The organism is Streptomyces sp. NPDC002306, from assembly GCF_053593435.1.
The window spans coordinates 42098-59939 of record NZ_JBSFCK010000032.1 but is presented as its reverse complement, the minus strand read 5'-3'; the positions used below and the strand labels follow the sequence as shown (position 1 = coordinate 59939).

13 protein-coding genes and 2 pseudogenes are annotated in these 17842 nt (G+C 71.6%); 5 read left to right on the top strand and 10 right to left on the bottom strand.

The window, feature by feature from the left end; all coding sequences use genetic code 11:
- Nucleotides 1-235 precede the first annotated feature (235 nt).
- From ACWCQK_RS34285 to ACWCQK_RS34270, 4 genes and pseudogenes are all read right to left on the bottom strand, one after another.
- Nucleotides 236-481 (bottom strand): annotated as a pseudogene (locus ACWCQK_RS34285) (LLM class flavin-dependent oxidoreductase); the annotation flags it as partial.
- Between the two features lie 34 nt (nucleotides 482-515).
- Nucleotides 516-1277 (bottom strand): amino acid ABC transporter ATP-binding protein, encoded by a 762-nt coding sequence (locus tag ACWCQK_RS34280; protein ID WP_451161814.1) that lies wholly within the window; start codon nucleotides 1275-1277, stop codon nucleotides 516-518.
- Nucleotides 1278-1325: 48 nt separating this feature from the next.
- Entirely contained in the window at nucleotides 1326-3104 is a 1779-nt protein-coding gene (locus tag ACWCQK_RS34275) for an FAD/NAD(P)-binding protein (protein WP_451161812.1), read from the bottom strand.
- On the bottom strand, nucleotides 3101-3958 hold the full coding sequence (locus tag ACWCQK_RS34270; RefSeq protein ID WP_451161810.1) for an amino acid ABC transporter permease: 858 nt from the start codon (nucleotides 3956-3958) through the stop codon (nucleotides 3101-3103). The genes ACWCQK_RS34275 and ACWCQK_RS34270 overlap by 4 nt, the downstream gene beginning before the upstream one ends.
- A 417-nt stretch (nucleotides 3959-4375) precedes the next feature.
- On the opposite strand from ACWCQK_RS34270, the gene ACWCQK_RS34265 reads away from it, so the two are divergent.
- The gene (locus ACWCQK_RS34265; RefSeq protein WP_451161808.1) at nucleotides 4376-5338 is read left to right on the top strand and encodes an ABC transporter substrate-binding protein; all 963 of its coding nucleotides are present in this window, start codon (nucleotides 4376-4378) and stop codon (nucleotides 5336-5338) included.
- Between the two features lie 41 nt (nucleotides 5339-5379).
- Here ACWCQK_RS34265 and ACWCQK_RS34260 read toward each other — a convergent pair whose 3' ends face one another.
- Nucleotides 5380-6666 (bottom strand): DUF5685 family protein, encoded by a 1287-nt coding sequence (locus ACWCQK_RS34260; protein ID WP_451161806.1) that lies wholly within the window; start codon nucleotides 6664-6666, stop codon nucleotides 5380-5382.
- Between the two features lie 290 nt (nucleotides 6667-6956).
- Here ACWCQK_RS34260 and ACWCQK_RS34255 point away from each other — a divergent pair, with 290 nt between their 5' ends.
- Complete coding sequence (locus ACWCQK_RS34255) at nucleotides 6957-7394, top strand: cell division protein SepF (RefSeq protein WP_451161804.1); 438 nt, start codon at nucleotides 6957-6959, stop codon at nucleotides 7392-7394.
- A 35-nt stretch (nucleotides 7395-7429) separates the two neighbouring features.
- On the opposite strand, the gene ACWCQK_RS34250 is transcribed toward ACWCQK_RS34255, so the two are convergent.
- Together ACWCQK_RS34250 and ACWCQK_RS34245 are read right to left on the bottom strand one after the other, a co-directional pair.
- The gene (locus ACWCQK_RS34250) at nucleotides 7430-8620 is read right to left on the bottom strand and encodes an acyl-CoA dehydrogenase family protein (protein WP_451161802.1); all 1191 of its coding nucleotides are present in this window, start codon (nucleotides 8618-8620) and stop codon (nucleotides 7430-7432) included.
- Nucleotides 8621-8759: 139 nt separating this feature from the next.
- On the bottom strand, nucleotides 8760-10457 hold the full coding sequence (locus tag ACWCQK_RS34245) for an MFS transporter (protein ID WP_451161800.1): 1698 nt from the start codon (nucleotides 10455-10457) through the stop codon (nucleotides 8760-8762).
- A 266-nt stretch (nucleotides 10458-10723) separates the two neighbouring features.
- On the opposite strand from ACWCQK_RS34245, the gene ACWCQK_RS34240 reads away from it, so the two are divergent.
- Nucleotides 10724-11911: a mannosyltransferase family protein gene (locus ACWCQK_RS34240; protein ID WP_451161798.1), complete on the top strand. Its 1188-nt coding sequence runs from the start codon at nucleotides 10724-10726 to the stop codon at nucleotides 11909-11911.
- Between the two features lie 238 nt (nucleotides 11912-12149).
- Complete coding sequence (locus ACWCQK_RS34235) at nucleotides 12150-13187, top strand: phosphatase PAP2 family protein (protein WP_451161796.1); 1038 nt, start codon at nucleotides 12150-12152, stop codon at nucleotides 13185-13187.
- 111 nt (nucleotides 13188-13298) lie between these two features.
- Here the strand turns inward: ACWCQK_RS34235 and ACWCQK_RS34230 are convergent, their stop codons facing one another.
- Nucleotides 13299-13514 carry an I78 family peptidase inhibitor gene (locus tag ACWCQK_RS34230; protein ID WP_451161794.1) on the bottom strand — a complete coding sequence of 72 codons (216 nt, stop codon included), beginning with the start codon at nucleotides 13512-13514 and terminating at the stop codon, nucleotides 13299-13301.
- 420 nt (nucleotides 13515-13934) lie between these two features.
- Here ACWCQK_RS34230 and ctaD point away from each other — a divergent pair.
- Nucleotides 13935-15506: pseudogene (ctaD, locus tag ACWCQK_RS34225) on the top strand (aa3-type cytochrome oxidase subunit I); the annotation flags it as partial.
- Here ctaD and ACWCQK_RS34220 read toward each other — a convergent pair.
- Nucleotides 15505-16545 carry a helix-turn-helix transcriptional regulator gene (locus ACWCQK_RS34220; protein ID WP_451161792.1) on the bottom strand — a complete coding sequence of 347 codons (1041 nt, stop codon included), beginning with the start codon at nucleotides 16543-16545 and terminating at the stop codon, nucleotides 15505-15507. The pseudogene ctaD and the gene ACWCQK_RS34220 sit on opposite strands and share 2 nt — an antisense overlap.
- Nucleotides 16546-16676: 131 nt before the next feature.
- Nucleotides 16677-17342 (bottom strand): LysM peptidoglycan-binding domain-containing protein, encoded by a 666-nt coding sequence (locus ACWCQK_RS34215; protein ID WP_451161790.1) that lies wholly within the window; start codon nucleotides 17340-17342, stop codon nucleotides 16677-16679.
- Nucleotides 17343-17842: the final 500 nt, after the last annotated feature.

The following is a 17842-nucleotide window of genomic DNA, read 5'->3' as shown; positions in this document are numbered from 1 at the left end:
CTCCAAGTCCGGCACCCTCACCTACCAACTCATGTACGAACTGCGCGACATCGGCTTCTCGACATGTGGCGGCGTCGGCGAGGTCACCGTGCTCCCGCCACCACTCCTCGTCGGGCGCGGCGGGTTCGCGGGCCACGTCGCGGTCCCGGGCCGCCGCCGTCGCGGCCTCGGTCCGCCAGCCGGCCCGGCCACGGCCCGCCCGGTCGAGGGTGGCGACGGCCGCCCGGACCTCGAAGGGCTCGGTGTGCGCGGTGGTGACGGTGAGGACCAGGCCGATGCGGCGGGTGGCGGCGGCCACGCGGGACAGCACGGCGAGCGCGTCGGGCCCGAGGTGGCCGCCGATCCCGTCCAGCGTCACGAAGTCGAGGCCGCCGCGCTCGGCGAGCCGCGCCAACTCGACCTGGGTCCCGGCGTCGTGCGCTGTCGTCCGGCCGAGCCCGGCGGCCAGATGCGGCAGGCCCCGGCCGCGTGACGCGTTCATGCGGGCAGTCCTTTTCCGTGGGGGGTCACCGTGTTCACAGCACCTTGGAGAGAAACGCCCGGGTCCGCTCGTGGCGGGGACGGTCCAGTACGTCGCCGGGGGCGCCCTGCTCGACGACGCGTCCGTCGTCCATGAACACGACCGTGTCGGCGACCTCGCGCGCGAAGCCGATCTCATGGGTGACGACGATCATCGTGGTGCCCCGGTGGGCCAGGTCCCGGATGACGCCGAGGACCTCACCGACCAGTTCGGGGTCGAGCGCGGAGGTCGGTTCGTCGAACAGCAGCAGCTTCGGCTCCAGCGCGAGCGCCCGCGCGATGGCGACCCGCTGCTGCTGTCCGCCGGAGAGCTGCCGGGGGTAGGCGTCGGCCTTGTCGGCCAGCCCCACCCGGTCCAGCAGCCGGTGCGCGGTCTCCACCGCCGCCGCGCGCGGCCGCTTCAGCGCGGAGACCGGCGCCTCGATGACGTTGTCCACCACGGTGAGGTGCGGGAACAGGTTGAAGTTCTGGAAGACGAAGCCGATCCGGGTGCGCCGGCGCAGCACCTCGCGCTCGGGCAGCGCGCGCAGTGTGTCGCCGGAGCGCCGGTATCCGATGAGGGCGCCGTCCACGCTGACCGTGCCCCGGTCCACCTTCTCCAGGTGGTTGATGGTGCGCAGCAGCGTCGACTTGCCGGAGCCGGAGGGCCCGAGGATCACGGTGACCTCTCCGGTGCGCACGACGAGGTCGATGCCCTTGAGCACCTCCAGCGGGCCGAAGCTCTTGTGTACGGACCTGATGTCGACCATGACGGTCATCGGGTGAACCCCTCGGATGTCGGATGGAGTGCGGTGGACCGGGCCGGGCTACGCGGCGGCACGGCGGGCCGGGTCCCGCAGGAAGGCCAGCGCGGCCCGTGCGACGGCGTCGTTCTGCCGGAACGCGGGGCCGCCGGTGCGCGGCCGGGTGAACGCGCCGGGGGTCCGGCCGTCGGTGAAGGGGCCGAGCGCGAAACGCCGGGGGTGCGGCCGGCCGGCCAGGTCCAGCACCCTCGCGTCCACGGGGTCGACGCGCAGCAGCCCGTCGGGCGTCCCGGCGGCCCCGTCGGCGTGCAGCGCGCGGAGCAGCGGATCGCGGGCGCGCCCGAGCGTGGGCTCGGGCAGCCGCGCCTCGACCAGCGCGCGGGCCTCGACCGAGTGGCCGGGCACGGTGGCGCCGGACGCCCGGAACAGCCCGTCCTCGGCCCGGACCGTCATGTCCGCGCCGACGAACCTCAGGATCCCGGCCCGGGACAGGGATCGCATCTGCCGCAGCCGGGGTCCGGGCGGCCCGGAGGCGAGGTAGCTGAAGAAGCCGTGCCACCAGGGGCCGATGTCACCGAGTCGCACCAGCTGCCCGTAGACGGACAGCAGCCCGAGGAAGACGGACAGGTCGGCGCTGTGGGCCGGGTCGTGACGCCGTCCCAGGTCCGCCTCGATGTAGTCGCGCAGCCCTTCCTGGAGTTCCTCGTGCGTCGCGTACCGGGTGCCGGCCAGCGGACGGTCGAGCGCGTCGAGGTCGAGCCGGTCGCGCGGGTCGGGCACGGCGGACGCCACGAGCGCCTCGCGGGCCACGGCGTCGGCGGTCGCGTACTCCTCCTCGAAGTCGCTCCAGGCGACGGCCGTCCGCTCGGGGTGGGCCGTGAACAGCCGGTGGTAGTGCGCGAAGCCCAGCTCCTTGCCGACCAGCGGCCAGACGTCGCGCCGGAAGTCGAAGCGGTCCGGCCGGGCGAGCAGTTCGTCGATCTCGGCGGGCCCCAGGAACCGGGGCAGCGGCGGCCGCGCACCGCCGAGGTCGTAGCCGATCTTCGAGTGGTACGGCACTCCGCGCCGCGATCCGACGTGGAGCACCGGCTCGCGGCCCGACGGCACATACGTGTCCCCCTCGTACCGTCCGCCGCGCCCCTCGGTGAGCAGCACCATCAGGTCGACGAAGGCCAGCCCGAAGCCGCGTACGAGGACGGGCTCGCCGGGGCGGAGCACCGACAGGTCGCTGTCGGCCGTGAAGTCCGGCGGCAGGTGCACGAGTCCGTGCTTCTCGGCGTACGACGCCAACGCGCGCTGTTCGTCGTCGAGTTCGGCGTCGAGGTGGCCCAGGGCGAGGACGACGAGGTCGGCGGTGAGCGGCCGGGTGAGCCCCTCCAGCCACACCCGTTGGCGTCCTTCGCGCGGGCCGCCGACCCGCAGGGCCCGCCGCCTGTGGTGGCGGACGGTGATCTCCGGGGGCAGCGCGGCCACGGCCCGGTCGTGGAACCAGCTCAGGTACGCGCCCTGGAGCCGCCGGTCCGCGAAGGTACGGCCGTCGATGCCGGCCCACTCGTGCAGCGTGGGTCCCTCGCGCACGGGCCCGGCCATGGTCACCGTGTCGTCGGTGTACATGGTGACGTCCTCGGCGTGCGAGTTCATCCACAGCAGCGGCGACTGCGCCTGCCGCCAGATGCGTCCGGCGCCGGGCCGGTGCGGGTCGACGAGATGGATGTCGAGACCCGAACCGGCGTACAGCTCGGCCGCGTTGGCGGCGATCCGTTCGATGAGACCGGTCCCCCGCGGCCCGGCCCCGACGATCACCAGCGAGGGCCTGGACGGCGACACCCCGGACCCGGTCATCGGACGCGCTCCGCACCGCGCGCGTAGTGCCGCTCGACGTAGTACTGGCCGACGCCGAGCACCGAGGTGACCACGGTGTACCAGATCGTGGCCACCATCAGCAGCGGGATGACCTGGTAGGTGCGGTGGTAGACGAGCTGCACCGAGAAGAGCAGGTCCTGTACGGCGATGACGCTGACGATGGAGGTGCCCTTGAGGGTGCCGATCAGCATGTTCCCGGCCGGCGGCACGATGGAGCGCATCGCCTGCGGGAGCACGATCCGCCACCAGCGGCGCCACCGGCTCAGCCCGAGCGCCTGCGCCGCCTCGATCTGGCCCCGGTCGACGGAGAGGATGCCGCCGCGGACGACCTCGGCGGCGTAGGCGGCCTCGTGCAGGGTGAGGCCGATGACGGCGACGGTCACCGGGCCGAGCAGGTCGACGGTGCGCACGCCGAGGATCCGCGGGTACAGCGCCCCGATGTTGAACCACAGCAGCAGCTGCACCAGGATCGGGATCGACCGGAACAGCCAGACATACCCCCAACTGACCGCTCTCAGAACGGGGTTGGCGGACAGCCGGGCCGCGGCGAGCAGGGTGCCCAGCGCGAACCCGAGCGTCATCACGACCGCGGTCAGCCACAGCGTGAGCCACAGCCCGCGCAGTACGGCGGCCGAGGTGAAGTGGTCGGCCACCACGTCCCACTGGAACGCCTCGTTGCGCAGAACGGAGTTGACGGCCGCCCCGAGCAGTCCGAGGACGACGACGGCGGCCGTCCACTGTCCGAGACGGCGCTGCGGGAGGATCCGCGGGGTGTCCGCGTGCTCCGGTGTGCCGGGTGCGGAGGAGGCTTTGGCGAGGGTGTCGGAAGACATGGGGAAGGCTCCGTGACGTAGGGCGAACACGGGTGGATGCCTTCACACAGGAGCGCCCTGCGGCGCGCTACGGCCGAGCCCCTCAGCAGGACCGTTCCTCGAGAGTACGGGAGCGATTCCCTTCACTGTCAAGGTTGTCCACACTGTGAGCCCTGCGTCTCAGGGCAGTTGACGCGAAACCGGGGACCTGTTCCACTTGGCCCATGCATCCGCAGCAGTGGCTGGTCACCCGCTCCCACATCGACTTCGGTCGTGTGTGGTCCTGTTCCTGTTGAGCTGACCCACTGCGCGTCCTGATTACCGTCGGGCGCCTCTCCGCGTTCTCCCGCCTCGCCTTCACACGCGCGCCCTCCCCTCGCCCCGCGCCTCTTTCGCCGCCGCCGTCCGCTTCGGCCTGCCTTCAGGAGACCGCACACCATGCGCCGTGCGTCCACGCGTACCCGTAGAGCCCTCTTCGCTCCTTTCGCCGCCGTCGCCTCCGCGGCCCTGCTCCTGACCGCCTGCGGCTCGGGGGCCGGCCCCGACGGCTCCTCCGGCACGGCCGCGCGGGCCGCGGCGGACTCCGGCGAGGTCCCCACCACGGACGTCGTCTCCGGCGTCCGCAAGGACGCCACGGCCGCCGCGCTGCTGCCGTCCGGCGTGACCGGCCTGACCGTCGCCGTCGCCGTGGGCGGCACCCCGCCCGGCACCACGTACCTGGACGACGGCAGGACCCTGGCCGGCCAGGACATCGACTTCATCCACGCCGTGGCCAAGGTCCTCGGCCTCGACCTCACGACGGAACAGGCCGGTTTCGAGGCGATCCTGCCCGCCCTCGACAGCGGCAAGTACGACTTCGGTGTGAGCAACTTCGGGGTCACCGACGAGCGGCGCGCGTCGATCGACTTCGTCACCTACATCAACGACGGCCAGGGCTTCGCCACTCGGGCGGACAGCGGGCTCGCCGAGGTGACCGATCTCAGGCAGCTGTGTGGCCTGGACATCGCCACCGGCGCCGGCACCACCTTCGAGACCACGCTGGAGAAGAACGCGCATGTCTGCGCCGACGCCGGCAAGAAGGCGTACCACGTGCAGACCTACAGCGATCCCAGCGCGATCTGGTCCTCCGTCCAGCAGGGCCGCAGCGACGTCGTGATGTCCACCATCAACGGCCTCCGCTACGCCGTCGCCCACCAGCCGGGCCTGAAGTTCCTCGACGAGTACCACCGACTGGACGTCGGCTTCGCCTTCAAGAAGGGCACGAAGCTGGCCCCGGCCTTCCAGGCCGCGGTCGACAGGCTCATCGCGGACGGCACCTACGGCAGGATCCTGGAGAAGTGGGGCACGACCGGTTCGGCCATCACCAAGTCCGAGATCTCACCCCCGGAACTGAAGGACTAGACATCCCGCACCCCCGGCCCCAAGGCGTCGCGGCGTCACCGTCAGCAGTCGCAGCACGAGCAGCAATCGCAGCAGTCACAGGCGTCGCAGCAGGAGCAGTCGCAGTTTCCGCAGTCACTGCAGCAGCCTTCGCGCTTCTTCCGCGACCACGGCCCCTCGTAGCTGTCGGCGCAGCACACCTTGCAGGTGCAGCACAGCCCGATCGCGACCGCGCACCCGGCCCAGAAACCCCGCTTCCCGGGCCGCGGCGGCTCACCGCCGAAGGGATCGCCGCCGAAGGGATTCCCCGGCCCCTGCGGCGCGTACGGTCCTTGCGGTGCGTAGGGCCCCTGCGGCGCGTACGGCCCCTGCGGGTGGTGCGGCCCCTGCGGACCGTGCGACCCCCGCGGGTCGTGGGGGCCGTCCTGCCGGGCCGGCCCGAACGCCCCCTCGGGCGCGTGCCCGCAGGACTCCGTCCCGAACGCGCGGTCCACCGAGCGGCGCAACTCGTGCGCGAGCAGCAGATGGGTCAGCCTGCCGTCGGTGAACTCCACCTCGCGCAGGGCGAGCCGGATGCCGTGCAGCGCGTCGTCCGCGAGCCGCCGCGCCTCGGTGAGCGGGGTGCCGGTCGCGGTGAGCGGGTTCCAGGCCCCCGACGCGGCGTCGCTTTCGCGGTCCTCCACGGCGTCCAGCAGATGCGCGAGCCGCCCGAACAGCCGTCCGGCCTCGGCGAGCGGCCCGGCGTTGTCCGGCCGTCCGGCCAGCACCGCGGTGTGCGCGAAGGCCGCCGCGGTGGCCGTCTCGGTGGGTTCGGTGACCGTCAGGATCGGCGTCCCCGGTCCCGCGAGGGTCTCCAGACCGAGCTGCCGGTCCACCGCGTCGAGGAGCACGGCGGTGTCGAACCCGACGGCGGACCCGCCGCGGGCACCCGCCCGTCCCCAGCCGGCGGCGACCCGGCGGGCGGCGAGCGCCACCGGCCGCCGGGCCAGCAGCCCGTCCCCGTCGGCGACGTGGTCGCGCACCTTGGCCGCGGCGAGCACCAGCGAGACGGCGGCCGCGAGCCGGGCCCCCTCGCCGTCGGCGACGGAGGCGGTGCGCATCCCGCGCAGCGGACAGGGGCCCGCCGTACGGCGCCCGATGGCGCTCCCGGCCCGCTCGGACCCCTCGGAGGGCCCGGCCTGAGCCTCCGTCAGAACCGAGATGAGCAGCCCGTCATAGTTCGTCACGATCCGCGCGAACTGACCGTGATCCGAGCGCAGCGCGAGACAGAGCCCGCACAGATGAGCCATCCACTGGGCCCTGAGTCCCTCACCGAGTCGGTGACTGCATGGCCTGACGATTCCGAACACGACAACCCCCCGTGGGTGCGTACGGCGTTGAGCTGCCGCATCGTATCGGCCACTCCGTTCACCCGTACGCACCGACCGTCACCCGTACGCCGTGAAGAATCATATTTCACTCACAGTCAGCAGCCGCATACAGCACGACCCTTGGGGCACCCGGGCTCTCGACGGATCGGCTGTGCACCAGTACCGTCACAAACCCCCCGTGCGGCGTCTATCCACTTGGCGCGACATCCGCATCATGGACGACCATAGAGATGCGGAAGCAAGCAAGACCGCTGTGAGAGGAGGCGTCCATGGGATCGGTGCGCAAAGCGAGTGCCTGGCTTGGCCTCGTCGACGACAACGATGACGAGCGCTACTACGACGACGACTACTCCGAGGGGACCGACTCCGGGGACGCCTGGGTCACCGACCCGCGGGTCAAGGTGGCCACGGACACGGCCGAGGAGAAGGGCCGCCGGATCGGCACGGTCACCCCGGACAGCTTCCGGGACGCCCGCGCCATCGGCGAGATGTTCCGGGAGGGCGTCCCGGTCATCATGAACCTCACGGCCATGGAGGCCGGCGACGCCAAGCGCGTCGTCGACTTCGCGGCCGGTCTGATCTTCGGGCTGCGCGGCTCGATCGAGCGCGTGTCCACCCGGGTGTTCCTGCTGACCCCCGCCGACACGGAGATCGTGAGCGGCGAACCGGCCGCGCGCCGTTCGGACGGCTTCTTCAACCAGAGCTGAGGCAGGGCCGCTCACCGGCCCTGCCCCGGCGGGGTCTACCGGAAGGCGTCGAGCCCGGTGAGCGCCTTGCCCAGTACGAGCTGGTGCATCTCGACGGTTCCCTCGTACGTCAGCACCGACTCGAGATTGGTCGCGTGCCGCATCACGGGGTACTCCAGGGAGATCCCGTTGGCGCCGAGGATCGTCCGCGCCGTACGGCAGATCTCGATGGCCTCCCGTACGTTGTTCAGCTTGCCGAAACTGACCTGCTCGGGACGGAGCCGGCCGGCGTCCATGCGCCGCCCGAGATGGTGGGCGAGCAGAATCCCCTTGTGCAGTTCGACGGCCATGTCGGCGAGCTTGGCCTGGGTGAGCTGGAACCCCCCGATGGGCCGCCCGAACTGCTCCCGGGTCCGCGCGTACTCGACGGCGGACTCGAACGAGGCGCGCGCCGCCCCCATCGCGCCCCAGACGATGCCGTAGCGGGCATGGGAGAGACAGCTGAGGGGTCCGCGCAGCCCGACGACCTCGGGCAGCACGGCGTCGGCCGGGAGGCGTACGTCGTCGAGCACGAGTTCACTGGTGACGGAGGCACGCAGGGACCACTTGTGCTTGATCTCCGGGGCGGAGAACCCGGCGCTGTCGGTGGGCACGACGAACCCGCGGATCCCCTCGTCGGTCTGCGCCCACACGACGGCGACCCCGGCGACCGATCCGTTGGTGATCCACATCTTCCGGCCGTCGAGCACCCAGTCGGTGCCGTCGCGCTTGGCGTACGTGCGCATGCCGGCCGGGTCGGAGCCGTGGTCGGGTTCGGTGAGCCCGAAGCAGCCGATGACGTCGCCGGCGGCCATGGCGGGCAGCCAGCGCTGCTTCTGGTCCTCGCTGCCGAAGCGGTGGATCGCGTACATGGCCAGTGAGCCCTGTACGGAGACGAGGGACCGGATGCCGGAGTCGGCGGCCTCCAGCTCCAGACAGGCGAGCCCGTACTGCACGGCGGTGGCGCCCGCGCAGCCGTACCCGGTGAGGGACATCCCCAGCGCGCCGATGCCGCCGAGCTCCCGGGCGAGCTCCCGGATGCCGGGCAGCTCGCCCCGCTCGTACCACTCGGCGACGTGGGGCAGGACGCGGTCCGCGGCCCAGTCGCGCACGGTGGCCCGGATGGCCAGGTCCTCGGGGTCGAGCAGGTCGTCGATGCCGAGCGGGTCGGCGGGGTCGAACGGGGGCAACTTCGAGGACGCGGACATGGGACACCCTCCGACAACTGAAACTAGCACCGCTAGTCACGACTCGACCGCCGCAGACGTTACGACGCAGTCTCCCCCACGTCCACCCCGCACCTCGCACCCACGCGGTGACGCGTGGCGGGTGGGCGGGCGACGCCGGTCAGGCCGAGACGCGGGACTCCGCGACCTCCCGGGGCGCCGGCACCGCCACCGCCGCCATGTCCATGCCCGCGTCCGGGTGCGTGTCCGTGTGCGTGTCCGTGTCCGTGTCCGGATGCGTGTCCATGTCCGGGGGCGTGCCCGGGGGCGTGTCGTCCTCGCAGTGCATGACCCGCGGCAGCCGCAACGCCATCACCGCCCCCAGCAACAGCAACCCCGCGCTCACGAGCAGCGTCACATGCAGTCCGTGCACGAAGGACTCCCGAGCCGCCCGGCGCAGGGCGGCACCCGCCGGGCCCCCCAACCGCGCGGCCACGTCGTAGGCCTCGCCCAGCGAGTGCCCCGCCGACGCCGACGCGGACGCCGGAACTCCCGGCACGGACGCCAGCCCGGGCGTGTACGCCGCGTTCATCACACTGCCGAGGAGCGCGATCCCGATCCCGGCCCCCAGCTGGTAGGACGTCTCGCCGATCGCCGAGGCCCCGCCCGCCTGCGCCGGCGGCGCCTCGCTCAGCATGGACTCGTACGCCCCGAAGAGCGTCGCCTCCAGGCCGAAGCCGAGCAGCAGGAACCCGACCAGCAGCAGCCCCGTGTTGTCCGATTCACCCATCGCCGTCAGCGCCAGCACCGCGACCGCGGTGAGACAGAACCCGGCGCACACCATGCGTCGCGGCCCGAACCGCCGCAGCAGCCGCGCCCCCGCCAGCCCGGCCGCCATCGCCGCGAACGTCAGCGGCAGCAGCCGCAGTCCCGTCTGCAACGGAGAGAGCCCCAGCACCAGCTGGAGGTACTGCGCGGCGATCAGTTCGAGGCCGACCAGCGCCAGCATGGCCAGCACGATGCAGCCCACCGACGTACTGAACGCGGGCCGCGCGAACATCCGCAGGTCCACCAGGGGATGCTTACGGCGCCGTTGACGCCGTACGAACAGGACGATCAGCGCGGCACCCGCCAGGAGCGGCAGCAGGGTGAACACACTCGCCACCGGCTCCCCGCCGCCGAGCCGCTTCACGCCCAGCACCACACCGAACAGTCCGGCCGCGGCCATCAGCGCGCCCACGACGTCCCAGGGCCCGTGCCGGTCGCCCGTGGACTCGGGCAGCAGCAGCCGCCCGATCGGCAGACTCACCAGCATCAGCGGGATGTTGACCAGGAAGACCGAACCCCACCAGAAGTGCTCCAGCAGGAAGCCGCCGAGCAGCGGCCCGACCGCCGCGCCGACCGCGGCCACCGCGCTCCACACCCCGATCGCCATCGCGCGCTCACGCCGTTCGGGGAAGACCTGGCGGAGGATGGAGAGCGTCGCGGGCATGATCATCGCGCCGCCGACGCCCAGCAGCGCCCGCGCGGCGATCAGCGTCTGCGCGTCCTGGGCCAGCGCCGCGAGCCCCGAGGCGAGGCCGAACAGCGTGTAGCCGAGGAGGAGGATCTTCCGGCGGCCCACCTTGTCGCCGAGCGTGCCGAAGAGGATCAGCAGCGAGGCACAGACGAGGGGGTAGGTGTCGACGATCCAGAGCAGTTCGATACCGCTGGGCCGGAGATCCTCGGTGACGGCGGGCACCGCCACGTGCAGCACGGTCGCGTCGACGGCGACGAGGAGCAGGCTCACGCACAGGACGACGAGAACGACCCAGCGGTTGGCACCGGCCCCGGCCGCCCGACGGCGCAGCGCAGCGGCGGCCGTGGTCGTCCCGGACATGTACGTACCTCCAAGATGATCCCTCGCGGTGCGGCGGGCGCACGGGGTGGGGGACTCCCCCGCGTCTCGGCCGGAGCGGAGCGAGCGGTCTCCGGCCCGCACTGATCGCCCGCGAGTGACTCGTCAGCGTACGCGAGTTCGTTCGCACGCCGAGTGGCGGACCTCTCACACTCGACGCGGAACCCGTGTGGCGTACGCCACTGCCCGCACCTCTTCCCACGTCCGGGCGGGCCGTCCGGTTCCTGGGACCGTCGATAATCGAGCCCGTGATCGATCCAGAGACGCGTGCGGCGCCCCCGCGCTCCGCCGCCCCGCGCCGGGCGGCTCCGGCTCTCCTCGGGTACGCGGCCGTACGCGCCCTGGGCCTGCTCGTGCTGGCCCTGTGGAGCGGGGCGCGCGGCAAGAGCGCGTACACGCTGCTGACCGCCCGGTGGGACTCGCTGTGGTACACGCGGGTCGCCGAGCGGGGCTACGGCTACGAGGTACGCCTGCCGAACGGGGACGTCCACTCCAACCTCGCCTTCTTCCCGTTGCTGCCCTGGCTGGAGCGGTTGCTGCACGCGGCCACCCCGCTGTCGTACGCGGGCGCCGGCTTCGCCGTCGGCCTGCTCGCCTCGCTGGCCGCGGCCTGGGGGATCTTCGCGGTGGCGGACTTCGTGTACGGGCGCCGGGCCGGGGTGTGCGCCGTACTGCTGTGGGCCGTGCTGCCGGTGGGGATCGTGCAGTCGATGGCGTACAGCGAGTCGCTGTTCACCGCGCTCGCCGCCTGGTCGCTGTACGCGGTGCTGACCGGCCGCTGGCTCACCGCCGGATCGCTGGCCGCGCTGGCCGGGCTGACCCGGCCGGTCGGGCTGGCCGTGGTCGCCGCGGTGTGGACGGCGGGGATCGCCTCGTTCGTGCGAACGCGGAGCGACGCGTCCGCGCACGGCGCATATAAAGAGGAGTGCGCCCCCTCTTTCACGCGTCGCGCGCTCGCGATGTTCCTCGCGCCCCTCGGCGCCGCCGGCTACGTCCTGTGGGTCGGCCATCGCACCGGCAAGGGACCGCTCGGCTACCTCGACGTCCAGGCGGGCTGGCGCAACGGCTTCGACGGCGGCTGGGCCTTCGCGCGCTTCGTCGCCGACAAGTTCACGTCGTTCCCGGCGGCCCTGGCCGGTGTCGGGCTGATCGTCGGGGTGGGCCTGGTGATCTGGCTGTACGTCATCGGCGTACGGCAGCGGCAGCCGCTTCCCCTGCTGGTGTACACGGGTGTCGTCACCGCGCTCGCCCTGTGCGCGTCGAGCTACTTCGGCTCGAAACCGCGGCTGCTGCTGCCCGCCTTCCCGCTGCTGCTGCCGCTCGCCGTGGCCCTGGCGCGGCTGCGTACGTCGAGATCGGCGCTGGTGGTGGGCGGGGTCGCGGTGCTGTCGGCCGTGTACGGGGCGTTCTGGCTGAACGGCTCCGGTCCGCCCTGACCGGCACCTGACGGTCGGTGAGCACCGGGAGAATTCCACACAAGGATTCGGTGAACGAATTCATAAGTGACATAAAACTGCCCCCCGGAATGATCAAAGGAATTGCAGGGGGCGCTTGTTCGACATTGAGGAATCCCAGGAAATAAACATCTCCCTGAGAGGAATCCCACATCACATCGTCATCACAAACACGCTGAATCGACCGGGGACAGAGCTCACTCGCTGTAACGTCGATTGGGTGCGTACCGAACGAAACCTCACCCGTCTGGACCGGGTGTTCACCAGGCTGGACCGTGAGCCGGAACGACCGGCCCACATCGATGTGCCGAAAATGAGTCGGCACCGGGTCGTGCTGTTCGCCGCGACCCTGGCCTTCTACCTGGCGATCGTGTGGGCCGTGGTCATCACCTCGTGGCTGGTCCGGCTCGACTGGCAGGTCATGTTCTTCCGCCCCTACCAGCAATGGCCGGAGATCCACGCCTTCCTCGACTACTACGTCGTCCTCGGCCAGCGCGGCCCGACGGCCGTGATGGTCGCCTCCTGGCTGGGCTGGCGCTCCTGGCGGCAGCACACGCTGCGTCCGCTGCTGACCCTGGGCACCTCGCTGCTGCTGCTGAACATCACGGTCGGCGCGGCCAAGTTGGGCATGGGCCGCCTCGGACCGCACTACGCCACCACCATCGGCTCGAACGAGATGGGCCTGGGCGGCGATATATTTCCCAGCGGTCACACCGCCAACGCCGTGGTGACCTGGGGCATTCTGGCGTATCTGGCCTCCACTCCACGAGCGCGCCGCTGGCTGTCCGCCCTCTCCGCGGTCACCTCGCTCGGTGTCGGCCTCACCACGGTGTACCTCGGCACGCACTGGCTGAGCGACGTGGTCCTGGGCTGGGCCGCGGGTCTGCTGATCCTGCTGGCGCTGCCGTGGTTCGAGCCGCTGATCGCCGCGGCCGAGACCGCGCTGTTCGACCTGCGCGACCGCTTGCGTGCCCGTCGCGCCACCACGACGACCGTGCCGGTGCCCGCTCCGGCCGCCCCGATCGGCGCTCCGGTGCTGATCAAGCCGCGTACGCCCGCGCAGGACGACGTCGCGGCGGCCCGCGAGCCGGCCGCGCCCCGCCCGCCGCGAGCCCCCCTGCACCTGGCTCCCGGACCGCACACCGCCCGTTCCGAGCGCACTCCGGTCGCCCCGGTGGGCAGCCGCCGTCCGCCGCCGCACCCGGACCGGCTGCCGCGCGGCACGGCCGCCTCGGCGGCCCGCCCGACGGGCGGCTGATCACGACGCACGGCGGGGCCGCCGGTACGCACGACCCGGCCCCGCGCGGAGTATGACGAAGGCCCCGGCTCCTGTGGTCCAGGAGCCGGGGCCTTCGTCACGGCGCGTGCCTCAGCCCTTCCAGGCCCGCGTCACCCGGTCGTCCTCGACCTCGAAGTTCAGCCGCCCCACGCGGTATTCCATGGTGATGATCGATCCCGGCGGCAGCGAGCGCACCGTCGTCCATCCGCGCTCGCGGGCGAGCCGCTCGGCCCGGCCGGCCGCGAGGCCGACGTACCCGTCCGGACTGTCCTGGGGCTCCGCTGGCGGAGTGGGAATCGGTGACATACCGCCACGCTAGGCCGTGGACGGCGCTCCTGGAAGCCGGACCGGTGGCGTGAATCGCTCCGGTCACACTTCTGTCACAGGATCACGACATGCGTTTCGGTCGAACTGCATCACACGAAAGAGCGGTTGCGTACGCCTTCTGCGGGTATTCGAACGTAATTTCCGCGTGTCGGTCGGAGTCGGTGAATAGGACAGCGAAAAGTACCGGGAGAACCGTCCCTGGAGTGAAGTTCTCCCGCGATTCCGCACGGGCCGCGACAGCTGACGCCACATAAGTAATGCACGGCTTCACCACAGAACCCCCTTAGGCCCTCTGTCGGGCCGGCGGCCGCGCGAGCATCATGGCGTGGGCCCGTGGACACCTGTGCGGTACGGGCTTCGGCGGACCCGGGGAGCGACGAGCGAAGGGGCGAGCGAGCGATGGGGACCGAGATCGTCCAGGCGGGGGCACGGCCCGCGCGGGCCGACCGGCGGGGCCGGCTGATCGTCGACTGGCTGACCACCACCGACCACAAGAAGATCGGCCACCTGTACCTGATCACCTCGTTCGGGTTCTTCCTGGTCGGCGGGGTCATGGCGCTGCTGATGCGGGCCGAACTGGCCCGGCCGGGACTCCAGATCGTCGACAACGACCAGTACAACCAGCTGTTCACCCTGCACGGCACGATCATGCTGCTGCTCTTCGCGACACCGAGTTTCGCGGGCTTCGCCAACGAGCTGATGCCGTTGCAGATCGGCGCCCCCGACGTCGCCTTCCCCCGGCTGAACATGCTGTCGTACTGGCTGTTCCTGTTCGGCGGTCTGATCGTGCTCGGCTCGCTGCTGCTGCCCGAGGGGCCGGCCGCGTTCGGCTGGTTCGCCTACGCGCCGCTCAACAGCGCGGAGCACTCACCCGGGCTCGGCCCCGACTTGTGGATCATGGGCCTGGCGCTGGCCGGCTTCGGGACGATCCTCGGCGCGGTCAACTTCATCACCACCATCATCGGGATGCGCGCCCCCGGGATGACCATGTTCCGGATGCCGATCTTCACCTGGAACACGCTGTTCACGTCGATCCTGATCCTGATGGCGTTCCCGGTGCTGGCGGCGGCGCTGCTGGTGCTGGAGGCGGACCGCCGGTTCGGGGCGCAGGTGTTCGACGCGGCCAACGGCGGCGCGCTGCTGTGGCAGCACCTGTTCTGGTTCTTCGGGCATCCCGAGGTGTACATCATCGCGCTGCCGTTCTTCGGGATCATCACGGAGATCCTCCCGGTCTTCAGCCGGAAGCCGGTGTTCGGCTATCTGACGCTGGTCGGCGCGACGATGGCGATCACCGGCCTGTCGGTGGTGGTGTGGGCGCACCACATGTTCGCGACCGGCGCGGTGCTGCTGCCGTTCTTCTCCTTCATGTCGTTCCTGATCGCGGTGCCGACGGGCGTGAAGTTCTTCAACTGGACCGGGACCATGCTCAAGGGCTCGGTGTCCTTCGAGACGCCGATGCTCTGGGCGGTGGGCTTCCTGGTCACCTTCCTGTTCGGCGGTCTGACCGGGGTGATCCTGGCCTCGCCGCCGATGGACTTCCACGTCACGGACTCGTACTTCGTCGTCGCGCACTTCCACTACGTCGTCTTCGGCACCGTCGTCTTCGCGATCTTCGCCGGATTCTCGTTCTGGTGGCCCAAGTTCACCGGGAAGATGCTCGACGAACGGCTCGGGAAGATCCACTTCTGGACGCTGTTCGTGGGCTTCCACACCACGTTCCTGGTGCAGCACTGGCTGGGCGCGGAGGGAATGCCCCGCCGGTACGCCGACTACCTCGCCGCCGACGGCTTCACCGCCCTGAACACCGTCTCGACCATCGGCGCCTTCCTCCTCGGCCTGTCCACACTGCCGTTCCTCTACAACGTCTGGAAGACCGCCAGGTACAGCGAGAAGGTCGAGGTCGACGACCCCTGGGGGTTCGGCCGCTCGCTGGAGTGGGCGACCTCCTGTCCCCCGCCCCGGCACAACTTCACGACGCTGCCCCGGATCCGTTCGGAGTCCCCGGCGTTCGACCTGCACCACCCCGAATACGCGGACCCGGGCCCGCGGCCCGCGCCAGAGCCGCGTCCAGCCGGTCCCGGGCCGTCCTGATCGCCTCGACGAGTTCGACGGGCTCCAGCACCTCGAACGCGAAGCCCATCATCATGACGTGAACGACCATCACGTCGAGGCTCGCGGCCCCGGTCCGCAGGACACAGGCGTCGTCGCCGTCCGGCTCCAGCGTTCCGGCGGAGGGCGAGACCCGCTCGGCGGCCACGCCCAGCGGCACCAGCAGCCGGACGACGGCGTGCGAGGCGTACGCGCCCGTGGAGACCCCCCGGGAGACATAGGCCGCGAGGTCCGGCGCCGGCGGCTCACGGGGCGGGAAGCGCGGTCCGTGCGGGGGCCTGGGCGTGAGACGGTCGACGCGGAACGTACGCCAGTCCTCGCGGTCGAGGTCCCAGGCGACCAGGTACCAGCGGCGCTCGGTGCACACCAGACGGTGCGGTTCGACGCTGCGGCGGGTGGCCGAGCCGTCGTGCCCGCGGTAGTCGAAGCGCAGCCGCTCGGCGTCCCGGCAGAGGTGGGCCAGCTCGGTCAGCACGGCCGGGTCCACGGCGGAGGGCTGCGGGCCGCGCAGCATGGGCACCGTGAAGTCGTTGAGGGCGGCCACCCGGCGGCGCAGCCGGTGCGGCAGGACCTGCTCCAGTTTGGCGAGGGCGCGTACGGAGGTCTCACCGATGCCCTCGATGCCCTGCCCTGCGGCCGTGCGCAGCCCCACGGCGACGGCCACCGCCTCGTCGTCGTCGAGCAGCAGCGGCGGCAGTTCGGCGCCCACGCCCAACTGGTAGCCGCCGCCGGTGCCGCGGCCGGCGTTGACCGGGTAGCCGAGTTCGCGCAGCCGGTCGACGTCGCGCCGCACCGTGCGCGCGGTGACACCGAGCCGGTCGGCCAGCTCGGCCCCGGACCACTCGCGGTGGGCCTGGAGGAGCGAGAGCAGGCGCAGCAGTCGTGCGGAGGTCTCCAGCATGGTCGCAGTGTGTCGCACGGGGCGGGCGGCAGCCGGGCGGGGACCGCGGCGCGGCGGGGCCATGACGGCGGCGGGACCCCGCCCGGTCGGTGGTGGACCGGGCGGGGCCGTGAGCCGGGGCGGGCGGTCGCTCAGAGGTCGAGACGCTGCCCGGGCACGATCAGGTCGGGATCACCGCCGATGACGGCCTTGTTGGCGGCGTAGATCCGCTGCCAGGTGGTCCCGTGCCGGGCGGCGACGCCGCTGAGCGTGTCGCCCTCGCGGACGGTGTAGTCGCCCCGGGAGGCGCCGCGGGTCGGGTGCTGCGTCGCACGGGCCGGCTTCTTCGACGTCCCGGGCGACGCGGTGGGCGTCGACGACTTCGGCCTGGCCGGCGCCGACTTGGTGGTGGCGGAGCCGCTCGCGGGGGCCGCGGGGGCGCTCCCGGCCGCTCCGGCGCGCGCCGAACAGGTGGGCCAGGCGCCCCAGCCCTGGGCGCTCTGGACCTTCGTGGCCACGGCGATCTGCTGCGACCTGGAGGCCCCGTCGGCGGTCGGCGCGTAGGCACCGCCGCCGTAGGCGCGCCAGGTGCCGGCGGAGAACTGGAGTCCCCCGTAGTAGCCGTTGCCGGTGTTGATGTGCCAGTTGCCGCCGCTCTCGCACTGGGCGATGCGGTCCCACACCCCGCCGTCCGCCGCCGAGGCGTGACCGGTCGCGGCGAGCAGTCCGAGCGGGGCGAGCAGCGCCGCCCCGGCGAGGACCGCCGTCGTACGGGTCTTACGGGTGATGTCGCGGGTGGTATAGGCACATTCGGACATGTGGATCCCTCTCGAACAACCCGGGTTCCCCCTGGGCCGGTTCGCGACGCCGCGTACGGACGCGGTCGTCGCGCTCCGCCCGTCCGCCGGACGGTGGTGCTGCGCCCTGGCTTGGCGCGGCCGGCGGACTTCCCGAGCGGTGCTCTGTGCACACGGCGGAGGAATGTAGAGAGCGGACCGAGCCGGTATCAACCAACTGCCTTTCGTCCCAGGCCAGTTCATCGTTACCGTCGGTATCGGCGAAATCAGGCCACCCATTTAATTCCGCGATTTCCGTATTTGTCGACCAGTGTCCGGGACGATCTGTGACTCACTTCACCGAACGAACTCCCTTGCGTTTCACCACTCTTGACGTTGAGTGTCCGATTCCGCACCGGACGTGACCCTGTGCGGTGGATGGTTCGATTCCGTTCGCCCGACAGCGTGACCCCCGCCACAGATCTCCCGTTGTCTTCTGCATGAGCCCGGGACCCACCCGGACCACGGGCCGGGAGCCACCC

Excerpts from the sequence above, each read along its gene's own strand:
- ACWCQK_RS34255 (WP_451161804.1), top strand. The coding sequence starts at position 6,957 with ATGGGATCGGTGCGCAAAGCGAGTGCCTGGCTTGGCCTCGTCGACGAC.
- ACWCQK_RS34250 (WP_451161802.1), bottom strand. The coding sequence starts at position 8,620 with ATGTCCGCGTCCTCGAAGTTGCCCCCGTTCGACCCCGCCGACCCGCTC.
- ACWCQK_RS34230 (WP_451161794.1), bottom strand. The coding sequence starts at position 13,514 with ATGTCACCGATTCCCACTCCGCCAGCGGAGCCCCAGGACAGTCCGGAC.
- ACWCQK_RS34275 (WP_451161812.1), bottom strand. The coding sequence starts at position 3,104 with ATGACCGGGTCCGGGGTGTCGCCGTCCAGGCCCTCGCTGGTGATCGTC.
- ACWCQK_RS34280 (WP_451161814.1), bottom strand. The coding sequence starts at position 1,277 with ATGACCGTCATGGTCGACATCAGGTCCGTACACAAGAGCTTCGGCCCG.
- ACWCQK_RS34245 (WP_451161800.1), bottom strand. The coding sequence starts at position 10,457 with ATGTCCGGGACGACCACGGCCGCCGCTGCGCTGCGCCGTCGGGCGGCC.
- ACWCQK_RS34215 (WP_451161790.1), bottom strand. The coding sequence starts at position 17,342 with ATGTCCGAATGTGCCTATACCACCCGCGACATCACCCGTAAGACCCGT.
- ACWCQK_RS34220 (WP_451161792.1), bottom strand. The coding sequence starts at position 16,545 with ATGCTGGAGACCTCCGCACGACTGCTGCGCCTGCTCTCGCTCCTCCAG.
- ACWCQK_RS34270 (WP_451161810.1), bottom strand. The coding sequence starts at position 3,958 with ATGTCTTCCGACACCCTCGCCAAAGCCTCCTCCGCACCCGGCACACCG.
- ACWCQK_RS34265 (WP_451161808.1), top strand. The coding sequence starts at position 4,376 with ATGCGCCGTGCGTCCACGCGTACCCGTAGAGCCCTCTTCGCTCCTTTC.